This window comes from Rhodococcus sp. O3 (assembly GCF_048897285.1).
Taxonomy (GTDB): domain Bacteria; phylum Actinomycetota; class Actinomycetes; order Mycobacteriales; family Mycobacteriaceae; genus Rhodococcus.
The window spans coordinates 1-11,992 of the sequence record NZ_JBMBTE010000139.1; the positions used below are offsets into that span (position 1 = coordinate 1).

The 11,992-nt window shown below is 69.3% G+C and carries 15 protein-coding genes; 14 read left to right on the plus strand and 1 reads right to left on the minus strand.

The annotated features are described in order from the left end of the window. A partial coding sequence (locus tag ACN675_RS24750) for a VWA domain-containing protein (RefSeq protein WP_420753357.1) occupies positions 1-617 on the plus strand: 617 nt, incomplete at its 5' end. A gap of 30 nt (positions 618-647) precedes the next feature. Here the strand turns inward: ACN675_RS24750 and ACN675_RS24755 are convergent. Then, positions 648-1,136, minus strand: a complete 489-nt coding sequence (locus ACN675_RS24755) for a hotdog fold domain-containing protein (RefSeq protein WP_420753358.1) — start codon at positions 1,134-1,136, stop codon at positions 648-650. Positions 1,137-1,281: 145 nt separating this feature from the next. On the opposite strand from ACN675_RS24755, the gene nadD reads away from it, so the two are divergent. From nadD to ACN675_RS24820, 13 genes are all read left to right on the plus strand, one after another. Next, positions 1,282-1,977 carry a nicotinate-nucleotide adenylyltransferase gene (nadD, locus tag ACN675_RS24760; RefSeq protein ID WP_420753371.1) on the plus strand — a complete coding sequence of 232 codons (696 nt, stop codon included), beginning with the start codon at positions 1,282-1,284 and terminating at the stop codon, positions 1,975-1,977. Continuing rightward, positions 1,974-2,399: a ribosome silencing factor gene (gene rsfS, locus ACN675_RS24765; protein WP_420753359.1), complete on the plus strand. Its 426-nt coding sequence runs from the start codon at positions 1,974-1,976 to the stop codon at positions 2,397-2,399. The genes nadD and rsfS overlap by 4 nt, the downstream gene beginning before the upstream one ends. Further along, on the plus strand, positions 2,396-3,043 hold the full coding sequence (locus ACN675_RS24770) for a histidine phosphatase family protein (protein ID WP_420753360.1): 648 nt from the start codon (positions 2,396-2,398) through the stop codon (positions 3,041-3,043). Before rsfS ends, ACN675_RS24770 begins: the two co-directional genes overlap by 4 nt. Beyond that, complete coding sequence (octT, locus tag ACN675_RS24775) at positions 3,030-3,815, plus strand: diglucosylglycerate octanoyltransferase (RefSeq protein WP_420753361.1); 786 nt, start codon at positions 3,030-3,032, stop codon at positions 3,813-3,815. The genes ACN675_RS24770 and octT overlap by 14 nt, the downstream gene beginning before the upstream one ends. A 5-nt stretch (positions 3,816-3,820) precedes the next feature. Further along, a complete protein-coding gene (locus ACN675_RS24780; RefSeq protein ID WP_420753362.1) occupies positions 3,821-4,690 on the plus strand; it encodes a DegV family protein in 870 nt (289 codons plus the stop codon). 66 nt (positions 4,691-4,756) lie between these two features. Beyond that, positions 4,757-5,161, plus strand: coding sequence for a hypothetical protein (locus ACN675_RS24785; RefSeq protein ID WP_420753363.1), 405 nt, complete (start codon positions 4,757-4,759; stop codon positions 5,159-5,161). Between the two features lie 244 nt (positions 5,162-5,405). Then, entirely contained in the window at positions 5,406-5,765 is a 360-nt protein-coding gene (locus ACN675_RS24790; protein ID WP_420753364.1) for an NADH-quinone oxidoreductase subunit A, read from the plus strand. Between the two features lie 63 nt (positions 5,766-5,828). After that, positions 5,829-6,383, plus strand: a complete 555-nt coding sequence (locus ACN675_RS24795; protein WP_420753365.1) for a NuoB/complex I 20 kDa subunit family protein — start codon at positions 5,829-5,831, stop codon at positions 6,381-6,383. Then, the gene (locus ACN675_RS24800) at positions 6,380-7,078 is read left to right on the plus strand and encodes an NADH-quinone oxidoreductase subunit C (protein ID WP_420753366.1); all 699 of its coding nucleotides are present in this window, start codon (positions 6,380-6,382) and stop codon (positions 7,076-7,078) included. The genes ACN675_RS24795 and ACN675_RS24800 overlap by 4 nt, the downstream gene beginning before the upstream one ends. Further along, positions 7,078-8,418, plus strand: coding sequence for an NADH dehydrogenase (quinone) subunit D (gene nuoD / locus ACN675_RS24805; RefSeq protein WP_420753367.1), 1,341 nt, complete (start codon positions 7,078-7,080; stop codon positions 8,416-8,418). The genes ACN675_RS24800 and nuoD overlap by 1 nt, the downstream gene beginning before the upstream one ends. Next, a complete protein-coding gene (gene nuoE, locus ACN675_RS24810) occupies positions 8,415-9,221 on the plus strand; it encodes an NADH-quinone oxidoreductase subunit NuoE (RefSeq protein ID WP_420753368.1) in 807 nt (268 codons plus the stop codon). The genes nuoD and nuoE overlap by 4 nt, the downstream gene beginning before the upstream one ends. Position 9,222: 1 nt before the next feature. Then, a complete protein-coding gene (nuoF, locus tag ACN675_RS24815) occupies positions 9,223-10,536 on the plus strand; it encodes an NADH-quinone oxidoreductase subunit NuoF (RefSeq protein ID WP_420753369.1) in 1,314 nt (437 codons plus the stop codon). Beyond that, positions 10,533-11,992, plus strand: a 1,460-nt coding sequence (locus ACN675_RS24820; protein WP_420753370.1) for an NADH-quinone oxidoreductase subunit G, incomplete at its 3' end; no start/stop codon positions are given. The genes nuoF and ACN675_RS24820, both read left to right, overlap by 4 nt.

Consider the following 11,992-nt stretch of genomic DNA (forward strand, 5'->3'; position numbering starts at 1 on the left):
CCGGGGCCATCGACCTGCGCCGCACCCTGCGCAAGTCGATGTCGACCGGCGGTGTGCCGATCGATCTGGTCAACCGCAAGCCGCGTCCGGCCCGCCCGGAACTGGTGGTGCTGTGCGACGTCTCCGGGTCCGTCGCCGGGTTCTCGCACTTCACGCTGCTGCTGGTGCACGCCCTGCGCGAGCAGTTCACCCGGGTGCGGGTGTTCGCGTTCATCGACACCACCGACGAGGTCACCGACTACTTCTCCGCGGGTTCCGACCTCGGGTCGTCGATGGCGCGGATGCTGCGCGAGGCCGATCTCATCGCGTACGACGGGCACTCGGACTACGGCAACGCGATCGGGGTGTTCGCCGAGCAGTACGCGCACAGCCTCACCAGCCGCAGTTCGCTGCTGATCCTCGGCGACGGGCGCACCAACTACCGCAATCCGAACCGTGAGGCGCTCGAGCATCTGGTGACGGTCGCGCGGCACGCGCACTGGCTCAACCCCGAACCGCGGGGGCAGTGGGGTTCCGGCGACTCGGCGGCGAAGGTGTACAGCGAGGTCATCACCATGCACGAGTGCCGGACCGCGCAGCAGCTCGCGGCGGTCGTGTCGACGCTCCTGCCGGTCTGACACCCCTGCCGGTCCGAGTACCGCGGCCGGTCAGCGTCGTGTGACCCACACGGTGATGTCGGCGTGCACGACCTCGGTGCCGTGCCTGTCGCGGACGGACACCGGGATCGTCAGGTCGGTGCCGGAGGTGACCGCGCCGAAGTCCGGCAGCTCCGCCAGGTGCGCGACCGCGGACAGGCCGGTCGTCGCCTTGGCGAGATAGCGGGTGTTCATCGCCTTCGGGATCCAGCGGTGCGAGGTGGGCACCGTCGCCTCGGCGAGCATGCCCATCGCGGCCTCGGCCAGGTTGCAGGCGGCGATCGCGTGGAAGGTGCCGAGATGGTTGTGGACGCCCCACCATTTCGGTGCGCGCACCTCGCAGAGGCCGGGTTCGAGACGGGTGACGCGTGGCAGGACGGTCGCGAAGTACGGCACCCGCAGGCACATTCCGACCGAGAAGAGGGTGGAGCCGAGACGGGTGGATCCGAGCACGCCACCGGACAGGCGGCGCCAGGCACGGTAGGCCGGGGTGGTCGTCATCCCCGAACCTTACTTCAGAGTAAGTTCGTCCGGGTCCTGCTGCGCGAACACGCGAGGACGGTTCCCCGCCGGTGAACCCGTAAGCTGGTCAACCGTGCAACAGCCATCCGACCTGCAACCCGCGCCGCCCCGGCGCGTGGGTGTCATGGGCGGCACGTTCGATCCCATCCACCACGGACACCTCGTGGCGGCCAGCGAAGTTGCCGACCGCTTCGGTCTCGACGAAGTCATCTTCGTGCCGACCGGGCAGCCGTGGCAGAAATCCGACCGCCACGTCAGCTCCGCCGAGGACCGCTACCTGATGACGGTCATCGCGACGGCGTCGAACCCCCGGTTCTCCGTCAGCCGCGTCGACATCGACCGCGGCAAGCCGACGTACACCGTCGACACCCTGAGGGACCTGCACGAACGGCTGCCCGACGCCGAGCTGTACTTCATCACCGGCGCGGACGCGCTCGCGTCGATCCTGTCCTGGCAGGAATGGCAGGTGCTGTTCGACCGTGCGCGCTTCGTCGGCGTCTCTCGGCCCGGCTACGACCTCAACGTCGAGCACCTCGCCCCGCACCTCGAAGGCCTGCCCGCCGACGCCGTGAGCCTCGTCGAGATCCCCGCCCTGGCGATATCGTCGACGGACTGCCGCGTGCGGGTCAGCGCGAACCGCCCGGTGTGGTACCTCGTCCCGGACGGGGTGGTGCAGTACATCAGCAAACGCAATCTGTATCGTCCGCAGGATTCGCGGCGGCCCGACGGGGCCGCCGCGGTGACCGACCCGCAGACGGTCCGCCGCGGGGCCGCACCGGAACAGCCCCGCAACGCAACCGAGAGAAAGAGCACGCAGTGAGCGCATCGGCAGAAGCCATCGAGATGGCACGTATCGCAGCCCTGGCGGCCGACGAGAAGCTGGCATCCGACGTCGTGGTGCTCGACGTCTCCGAGCAACTCGTGATCACCGACTGCTTCGTGATCGCCTCCGCGGCGAACGAGCGGCAGGTCAACGCGATCGTCGACAACGTCGAGGAGAAGCTGCGCGAGGCCGGCCACAAGCCGGTGCGTCGCGAGGGCACCCGCGAAGGGCGCTGGACGCTGCTCGACTACATCGATGTGGTCGTCCACATCCAGCACGACGAGGAACGCAACTTCTACGCCCTCGAGCGGCTGTGGAAGGACTGCCCGACCGTGCCGGTCGAGGGCATCGAACCGTCGACCCGGAACCTCGCCGCGCCCGCCCACGACGCGCTGCCGGAAACCCCGGACCACCTGTGACGGAGATCGTCCGCCGGCTGATCCTGCTGCGTCACGGACAGACCGAGTACAACGCGACCAGCCGTATGCAGGGCCAGCTCGACACCGAGCTGTCCGAGCTGGGCCGGCGCCAGGCGCTCGCCGCGGCACGGGAGATCGCGGCGTTCGAGCCGCTCGCGGTCGTCTCGTCCGACCTGCGGCGCGCCTACGACACCGCGGTCGTGCTCGGCGACAGCGCGGGTGTTCCCGTCGAGATCGACCCGCGCCTGCGGGAAACGCACCTCGGGAAGTGGCAGGGGCTCACGCACCACGACGTCGACTCGGTCGCGCCCGGCGCCCGGGCCGCGTGGCGCGCCGACGCGACGTGGGCGCCGCCGGAGGGGGAGAGCAGGATCGACGTGGCGCGGCGTGCCGTCCCGGTCGTGCGCGAACTGCTCGACAAGTACGAACACTGGGGGGAACGGCCGATCGTCCTCGTCGCGCACGGCGGGCTGATCGCCGCGCTCACCGCCGCCCTCCTGGAACTGCCCGTGGATCGCTGGCCGATCCTCGGCGGTCTCGGCAACACCGGTTGGGTACGGCTCAGCGGCTACGGAGAGGAACCCGCATGGCGGCTCGATGTGTGGAACGCGACGGCGAACGTGGTGGCCGATGACGTCCTCTGACGCACCGGAGATTCCGGACGCCGCCGGCGGATCGACGCGACCGACCCTGCTGGTCGTCGGCGACTCGCTCAGCTACTACGGTCCGAAGGGCGGCCTGCCCGCGGACGATCCGCGGATCTGGCCGAACATCGCGGCGGCCGAACTCGGCTGGGACGTCGAGCTGGTCGCCCGGATCGGCTGGACGACGCGTGACGCGTGGTGGGCGATGACGCAGGATCCCCGTGTGTGGGCGTCGATCCCGCGCGCGGGTGCCGTCGTACTCGCCGTCGGCGGCATGGACACGCTGCCGTCGCCACTGCCGACCGCGCTGCGCGAGCAGCTCCGCTACGTGCGGCCGGCGTCGCTGCGCCGCGTCGTGCGCAACGCGTACGGCTGGCTCCAGCCACGGCTGTCGCCGCTCGGCTGGCCGGTCGCGCTGCCGGCACGGGTGAGCGTCGAATACCTCGAGACCATCCGCGACTCGCTCGCCTACATGCGTCCCGACCTGCCGGTGATCGGCACCCTGCCGTCGGTGCACCGCAGCGAGCAGTATGCGTCGGTCCACAAGGGCCGTCCCGCGGCGGCCCGCGCGATCACCGGGTGGGCAGCCGAAAAGTCCGTTCCCCTGGTCGATCTGGCGGCGGCGGTCCGCGAGAACATCCAGTCGGACGACGCGAACCCGGACGGTATCCACTGGGGCTGGGACGCGCACCGCAAGGTCGCGGCCGCGATGGTCGAAGCGGTGCGGATGGTGCACCGAGATGCGGATACGGTGGCGGACGGCATACGGTAGTCGACGTGTCTGTTGTGGTGGTGACCGATTCGTCGTGCTGTCTGGATCGGGAAGCGGTGGAGCGGTACGACATCCGTGTCGTTCCGCTGCATGTGATCTCCGAGGGCCGTGAGCTCCGCGAGGGCGTCGACGAACTGCCCGAGGACCTGTCGAAGGTGACCACCTCGGGGCCGGCACCCGCCGAACTCACCGATGTCTACGCCCGGGCACTCGCCGACAGCGACGGCGACGGCGTGGTCGCCGTGCACATCTCCCGGCAGCTGTCCGGCACCTGGGAGGCCGCCAGGTACGCGGCCGACGCATTCGGGGGACGCGTGCGTCTCGTCGATTCCCGCAACACGGCAATGGGATTGGGCTTCTCGGCGCTCGCCGCGGCGCGGCTCGCCGAAACCGGCGCATCGCTCGACGAGGTGTTCGCGCGCGCCGTCGACGTCGCCGACGCCGGCCGCGCGCTGCTCGTCGTCGACCGGCTCGACCACCTGCGGCGCGGCGGCCGGATCGGCACCGCGACCGCGTTGCTCGGTACGGCCCTGTCGATGAAGCCGGTCCTGCATCTCGTCGACGGCAAACTCGTCCTGCGGGAGAAGACCCGGACCATGTCCAAGGCGCTCGCGAAGCTCGTCGAGGCCGTCGTCGACCAGTGCGCCGAGGTCGCGAAGATTGCCGAGCCGAAGGTCGCGGTGCACCACCGGGGCGCCCCCGAGCGCGCGAAGTCCCTCCTCGACGAACTGTCCGGGCGGCTGCCGGAGGGCACGGAACTGCGCATGACCGAACTCGACGCCGTGCTGGGCGCACACGTCGGTCCCGGGGCGATCGGGATCGTCGTCTCGCGGGACGGGCAGGACCCGGATCGGAACGTCCACGCGGAACCGTGATTTCACCGCGCGCCGAATTCGGTCGGATCCGGGCGATGTGGGGGTCGGTGCCCTAGCATCGGGTCCGTGACCGACTCGTCCGGCGGGGCAGCCCCGTTGCGTGTGCTCGTATACAGCCACGACGCGAACACCCGCGCGCAGGTCGTGCGTGCGCTGGGGACGCGCCCACACCCGGATCTCCCGGAACTCGAGTACGTCGAGGTGGCCACCGCGCCGGTCGTCATCCGGCGCGTGGAGGAGGGCGGCATCGCCCTCGCCGTCCTCGACGGGGAAGCGACCCCGGTCGGCGGCATCGGCCTGGCGAAGCAACTGCGCGACGAGATCGATCCCTGCCCGCCCCTGTTGCTGTTGCTGGGCCGGCTCGACGACGCCTGGCTGGCCTCCTGGTCGCGGGCGGATGCCGCCGTGCCGCACCCGGTCGATCCGTTCCGGCTCGCCGAGGTGGCGGTGCCGCTTCTGCGCCGCGCGTGACCTGCTCGTGACGGCTTTGTGACGACGACGTCGCGCGTGCCTGCGGGCCACGGATCCCTTCGATCCCACCGAATTTCGGCACGGTCGAAAATCGGGACAAGGCCGGGGACAACCCTTGTAGGGTGAGTCGCATATCACAGCAAGACAGAAGGAGTGATTCCGGTTACGTATCGAGCCCGACGCGATCGGTGAGACCGGTCGGTTTCGTGGCGGAACGGGATCACGAGAAGGGGGATCTGCGGACATGAACCTCTATGTGCCGATCCTCGTGCTCGGGGCGATCGCGGTCGTCTTCGCGATCTTTTCCGTCGGAGTGGCCGGACTGGTCGGACCCCGGCGGTACAACCGGGCGAAACTCGAGGCCTACGAATGCGGAATCGACCCGACGCCGCCGCCCACGGGGGGCGGGCGATTCCCGGTCAAGTACTACCTCACGGCGATGCTGTTCATCATCTTCGACATCGAGATCGTCTTCCTCTACCCGTGGGCGGTGCACTTCGACAGCCTCGGACTGTTCGGTCTCGGCGCGATGGCGTTGTTCCTGTTCAACGTGTCCGTGGCGTACGTCTACGAGTGGCGGCGCGGTGGTCTCGGATGGGACTGAACCGGCGCGGGACCACAGCGAGGACCGGGACCACAGCGACACCGGAAGCGAGATGAGTCGGACATGGGAATCGAGGAGAAGGTACCGAGCGGTTTCCTGTTGAGCACGGTCGAGGCCGCGGCCGGGTACGCCCGCAAGGGCTCGTTGTGGCCCGCGACCTTCGGCCTGGCGTGTTGCGCGATCGAGATGATGACCACCGTGTCGGGACGCTTCGACATCGCCCGCTTCGGGATGGAGGCGTTCCGCGCCTCGCCCCGGCAGGCCGACCTGATGATCGTCGCCGGGCGGGTGAGCCAGAAGATGGCGCCGGTGCTGCGGCAGGTCTACGACCAGATGGTCGAACCGAAATGGGTGCTCGCGATGGGGGTGTGCGCCTCGTCCGGCGGCATGTTCAACAACTACGCGATCGTGCAGGGCGTCGACCACGTGGTGCCCGTCGACATCTACCTGCCCGGCTGCCCGCCGCGCCCGGAGATGCTGCTCCACGCGATCCTGAAGCTGCACGAGAAGATCCAGCAGATGCCGCTCGGCGTCAACCGCGAAGAGGTGATCCGCGAAACCGAGAAGGCGGCGCTCGCGTCCCCGACCACTCTCGAGCTGAAGGGGCTGCTGCGATGACCGGCCGGGAACCGGCCGGGCGGGAACCGAGCGAACCAGAGGTCATCGATGTGCGCCGCGGAATGTTCGGTCCGCCCGACACCGGCGACACGTCCGGATACGGCGGGCTCGTCCGGCCGATCGTGCTGCCCGGTGCCACACCCCGCCCGTACGGCGGGTGGTTCGACGAGATCGCCGACGGTCTCGAAGCGGCGCTGACGCAGGCGTCGGTGAACCCGGGGGAGGCCGTCGAACGTGTCGTCGTCGACCGCGACGAGATGACCGTCCACGTCCGCGCCGAGCACCTGCCCCGGGTCGCGCGGTGCCTGCGCGACGAACCCGGCCTGCGGTTCGAACTGTGCCTCGGCGTCAGCGGGGTGCACTTCCCGCACGAGACCGGGCGCGAGCTGCACGCGGTCTACCACCTGATGTCGATCACCCACAACCGGAGGATCCGGCTCGAGGTATCGGTTCCCGATGCCGACCCGCACATTCCGTCGCTGTACGCGGTGTATCCGACCGTCGACTGGCACGAGCGGGAAACCTACGACTTCTTCGGGATCGTGTTCGACGGGCATCCTGCGCTGACCCGAATCCAGATGCCCGACGACTGGGTGGGACATCCGCAGCGCAAGGACTACCCCCTCGGAGGAATCCCCGTCGAATACAAGGGTGCGCGGACACCGCCACCCGACGAACGGAGGGCGTACCACTGATGAGCGATCCGTATTCGACCGGCGGGAACGCCCAGGGCACCGTCTACACCGTCGCCGGCCAGGACTGGGACGAGATCGTCGACGCGGTCCGCGCCTCGGGCGGACCGGACGCCGAACTGGCCGAGGAACGCATCGTCGTCAACATGGGTCCGCAGCACCCGTCCACGCACGGCGTGCTGCGGCTCATCCTCGAGATGGACGGCGAAACCGTCACCGAGGCCCGCTGCGGTATCGGCTACCTGCACACCGGAATCGAGAAGAACCTCGAATTCCGCACGTGGACACAGGGCGTCACCTTCGTCACCCGGATGGACTACCTGTCCTCGTTCTTCAACGAGACCGCCTACTGCCTGGGGGTCGAGAAACTGCTCGGCATCACCGATCTCGTGCCCGAACGCGCCACCGTCGTGCGGGTGATGCTCATGGAACTCAACCGCATCTCCTCGCACCTGGTGGCACTGGCCACCGGTGGGATGGAACTCGGGGCCATGACGTCGATGTTCCTCGGGTTCCGCGAACGCGAACTCATCCTCGACGTGTTCGAGGCCGTCACCGGGCTGCGCATGAACCACGGCTACATCCGGCCGGGTGGGCTGGCGCAGGACCTGCCCGACGGTTCGCTCGACAAGGTCCGCGAGGTCGTCGACGTCGTCCCGCGGCGCCTGCGCGACCTCGAGGACCTCCTCGACGAGAACGCCATCTGGAAGGCCCGCACGAAGGACGTCGGCTACCTGGACCTGATGGGCTGCATGGCGCTCGGCATCACCGGCCCGGTCCTGCGCTCGACGGGATTGCCGCACGATCTGCGCAAGTCGCAACCCTATTGCGGTTACGACACCTACGAATTCGACGTCGTCACCGACACCGGCTGCGACTGCTACGGCCGCTATCTGATCCGGGTCGGTGAGATGAAGGAGTCGCTGAAGATCGTCGAGCAGTGCCTCGACCGGCTGCGTCCCGGCCCGGTGATGATCGAGGACCCGAAGGTCGGGTGGCCGGCCGACCTGGCGGTGCGCGAGGACGGACTCGGCAACTCGCCGGAGTACATCGGCAAGATCATGGGCACCTCCATGGAAGCACTCATCCACCATTTCAAGCTGGTGACCGAGGGATTCCGGGTCCCGGCCGGACAGGTGTACGTGGCGGTCGAATCGCCCCGCGGCGAACTCGGCGTGCACATGGTCAGCGACGGCGGTACCCGCCCGTATCGGGTGCACTACCGGGACCCGTCGTTCACGAACCTGCAGGCGGTCGCGGCGATGTGCGAGGGCGGCATGGTCGCCGACGTCATCGCCTCGGTCGCCAGCATCGATCCGGTGATGGGAGGTGTGGACCGATGACCCGGGCACACACGACCGGTGAATCCGCGGTCCCGGCGAACCGGCCGGAGCCGGTCTTCGTCGAATTGGGCCGCACGGCAGCCGAAACCGACCGCATCGAACATCCCGGCGCACCCCGGACGTACCCGCCGGACGTGCGGGACCGTCTCGAGGCCGACGCCGCCGCGATCATCGCCCGCTACCCGGTGGCGCGGTCCGCGCTGATCCCGCTGCTGCACCTCGTTCAAGCCGAGGACGGCTATATCACCCCCGCCGGAATCGAGTTCTGCGCAGCGCAACTCGCGCTCACCGGTGCCGAGGTCGCGGCCGTGGCCACCTTCTACTCGATGTACCGCCGCCGCCCGACCGGCGACTACCACGTCGGGGTCTGCACCAACACCCTGTGCGCGATCATGGGCGGGGACGCGATCCTCGAGGCCCTCGCAGAGCATCTCGGTGTCGACCCCGGCTCGGCGGACGACACCACCCCCGACGGGAAGATCACCCTCGATCACATCGAATGCAACGCGGCCTGCGACTTCGCGCCGGTGGTGATGGTCAACTGGGAATTCTTCGACAACCAGACCCCGGACTCCGCGACCGCGCTCGTCGACGCTCTGTGGGCCGGCAAACGCATCACGCCGACCCGCGGCGCGACGCTGTGCACATTCCGCGAAACCGCCCGCATCCTGGCCGGATTCCCCGACGAACGTCCCGGCGCGAACGACAGCGCGCGGCCGGGCGACGCCACCCTCGCCGGGCTGCGGGTCGCCCGCGAACGGAACATGCGGGCACCCGAGGCGACCGGAACGGAAGGGGAGTGACATGCCGCTGAGTCCGGTCCTGAGCCGGTACTGGGACGAACCCCGGTCGTGGACGCTCGAGACCTACCGGAGCCACGACGGCTACCGGGCGCTCGAACGCGCCCTGCGCACCGACCCGGACGAGGTCATCGCCACCGTCAAGGACTCCGGTCTGCGCGGCCGCGGCGGCGCCGGATTCCCGACCGGCACCAAATGGTCGTTCATCCCGCAGGATCCGACGACACCGGCCGGCGCCAAGCCGCACTATCTCGTCGTCAACGCCGACGAATCCGAACCCGGCACCTGCAAGGACATGCCGCTGATGCTGGCGTCGCCGCACACGCTCGTCGAAGGTGTCGTCATCGCGGCCTATGCCATCCGGGCCTCGCACGCGTTCATCTACGTGCGTGGCGAGGTCGTCCCGGTGCTGCGCCGGCTGCAGCACGCGGTCGCCGAGGCGTACGACGCCGGATACCTCGGCCGCGACATCCTCGGCTCCGGCTTCGACCTGGACGTCGTCGTGCACGCCGGTGCCGGCGCCTACATCTGCGGCGAGGAGACCGCGCTGCTCGACTCGCTCGAAGGGCGGCGCGGACAGCCGCGGCTGCGGCCGCCGTTCCCGGCGGTCGCCGGGCTCTACGCGTGCCCGACCGTCGTCAACAACGTCGAATCCATCGCGAGCGTGCCGTCGATCCTGCTCAACGGCATCGACTGGTTCCACTCGATGGGCACCGAGAAGTCCCCGGGCTTCACGCTGTACTCGCTGTCCGGGCACGTCACCAGGCCGGGCCAGTACGAGGCACCGCTCGGCATCACCCTGCGCGAACTCCTCGATTACGCCGGCGGTATCCGCGCCGGGCACCGGCTCAAGTTCTGGACACCCGGCGGGTCGTCGACGCCGCTGTTCACCGCCGCACACCTCGACGTGCCCCTCGACTACGAAGGGGTCGGGGCCGCCGGCTCGATGCTCGGCACCAAGGCGCTGCAGATCTTCGACGAGACGACCTGCGTGGTGCGCGCGGTGCTGCGCTGGTCGCAGTTCTACAAGCACGAATCGTGCGGAAAGTGCACCCCCTGCCGCGAAGGCACCTGGTGGCTCGTGCAGATCCTCGAACGTCTCGAAGCCGGCACCGGCACCGAGGCCGACCTCGACAAGCTGCTCGACATCTCCGACAACATCCTCGGGCGCGCGTTCTGTGCGCTCGGCGACGCCGCGACCAGCCCCATCACGTCGTCGATTGCGCTGTTCCGCGACGAGTACATCGCGCACCTCACCCACGGCGGATGCCCGTTCGATCCGCGCCTGTCCACCCTCACCGTAGGGGGAGCGTCATGACCGCAGACCGGCCCGCGGCCGCCAAGGACCCGGTCGTCACCATCGACGGCATCGAGATCAGCGTTCCCCCGGGGACTCTCGTCATCCGGGCCGCCGAGCAACTCGGTATCCGCATCCCGCGATTCTGCGATCACCCGCTGCTCGACCCGGTCGGGGCGTGCCGTCAGTGCCTCGTCGAGGTCGAAGGCCAGCGCAAACCCCTCGCCTCGTGTACCACCACGGTCACCGACGGCATGGTTGTCCGAACCCAGTTCACGTCCCCGGTGGCGGACAAGGCGCAGCAGGGCGTGATGGAGCTGCTGCTCATCAATCACCCGCTGGACTGCCCGGTGTGCGACAAGGGCGGGGAATGCCCGCTGCAGAACCAGGCGATGTCCAACGGCCGCGGGGATTCCCGCTTCGAGGGCGTCAAACGGACCTTCCCGAAGCCGATCGCGGTCTCCTCACAAGTGCTGCTGGACCGGGAGCGGTGCGTGAACTGTGCCCGCTGCACCCGCTTCTCGCAGCAGATCGCCGGTGATCCGTTCATCGATCTGCTCGAACGCGGTGCCGGGCAGCAGGTCGGCATCTACGCCGAGGAACCGTTCGATTCCTACTTCTCCGGCAACACCGTGCAGATCTGCCCGGTCGGCGCGCTGACCGGGACGGCCTACCGATTCCGGGCGCGCCCGTTCGATCTGGTGTCGAGCCCGAGTGTCTGCGAACACTGCGCCAGCGGCTGCGCGCAACGCACCGACCACCGGCGCGGCGTCGTGCTGCGACGCCTCGCGGGCAACGACCCGCAGGTCAACGCCGAATGGAACTGCGACAAGGGCAGATGGGCGTTCACCTACGCCACCGAACCCGACCGGATCACCACCCCGCTGGTCCGCGACGACGACGGCACACTCGTGCCGAGATCCTGGCCCGCCGCCCTCGCGATCGCCGCCCGGGGACTGGCCGCGGCGCGCGGCGCGGGCGTGCTCGTCGGAGGACGTGTCACCGTCGAGGACGCCTACGCCTACGCGAAGTTCGCGCGGGTCGTGCTGGGCACCAACGACATCGACTTCCGTGCGCGGGAACACTCCGGCGAGGAGGCGCAGTTCCTCACGGCCCGCATCGCCGGCCGGCTCCTCTCCGTCACGTACTCGGACCTGGATCGTGCGCCGGCGGTGCTGCTCGTCGGATTCGAACCCGAGGAGGAATCGCCGATCGTCTTCCTGAGGCTGCGCCTGGCGGCGCGCGGCGGGGCCGCGGTCCGGTCGATCGCGCCGTTCGCGAGCCGCGGCCTGACGAAGATGTCGGGCCGGCTGGTGCAGGCCGTGCCGGGTTCCGAAGCAGCGGTGCTGGACGGGATCCGGTCGGGGGAGCAAGGCGACGTCTCCGACCTGCTGCGCCGTCCCGGCGCGGTGATCATCGTCGGGGAACGGTGCGCGACGATGCCCGGCGCGCTGTCGGCGGCCATCCGGCTCGCCGA

What these genes read in the sequence shown, in the direction of transcription:
- nuoE (WP_420753368.1), top strand. Translation starts at nt 8,415, where the DNA reads ATGACCCGGGCACACACGACCGGTGAATCCGCGGTCCCGGCGAACCGG.
- nadD (WP_420753371.1), top strand. Translation starts at nt 1,282, where the DNA reads ATGGGCGGCACGTTCGATCCCATCCACCACGGACACCTCGTGGCGGCC.
- octT (WP_420753361.1), top strand. Translation starts at nt 3,030, where the DNA reads ATGACGTCCTCTGACGCACCGGAGATTCCGGACGCCGCCGGCGGATCG.
- ACN675_RS24795 (WP_420753365.1), top strand. Translation starts at nt 5,829, where the DNA reads ATGGGAATCGAGGAGAAGGTACCGAGCGGTTTCCTGTTGAGCACGGTC.
- ACN675_RS24755 (WP_420753358.1), bottom strand. Translation starts at nt 1,136, where the DNA reads ATGACGACCACCCCGGCCTACCGTGCCTGGCGCCGCCTGTCCGGTGGC.
- nuoD (WP_420753367.1), top strand. Translation starts at nt 7,078, where the DNA reads ATGAGCGATCCGTATTCGACCGGCGGGAACGCCCAGGGCACCGTCTAC.
- nuoF (WP_420753369.1), top strand. Translation starts at nt 9,223, where the DNA reads ATGCCGCTGAGTCCGGTCCTGAGCCGGTACTGGGACGAACCCCGGTCG.
- ACN675_RS24790 (WP_420753364.1), top strand. Translation starts at nt 5,406, where the DNA reads ATGAACCTCTATGTGCCGATCCTCGTGCTCGGGGCGATCGCGGTCGTC.
- ACN675_RS24800 (WP_420753366.1), top strand. Translation starts at nt 6,380, where the DNA reads ATGACCGGCCGGGAACCGGCCGGGCGGGAACCGAGCGAACCAGAGGTC.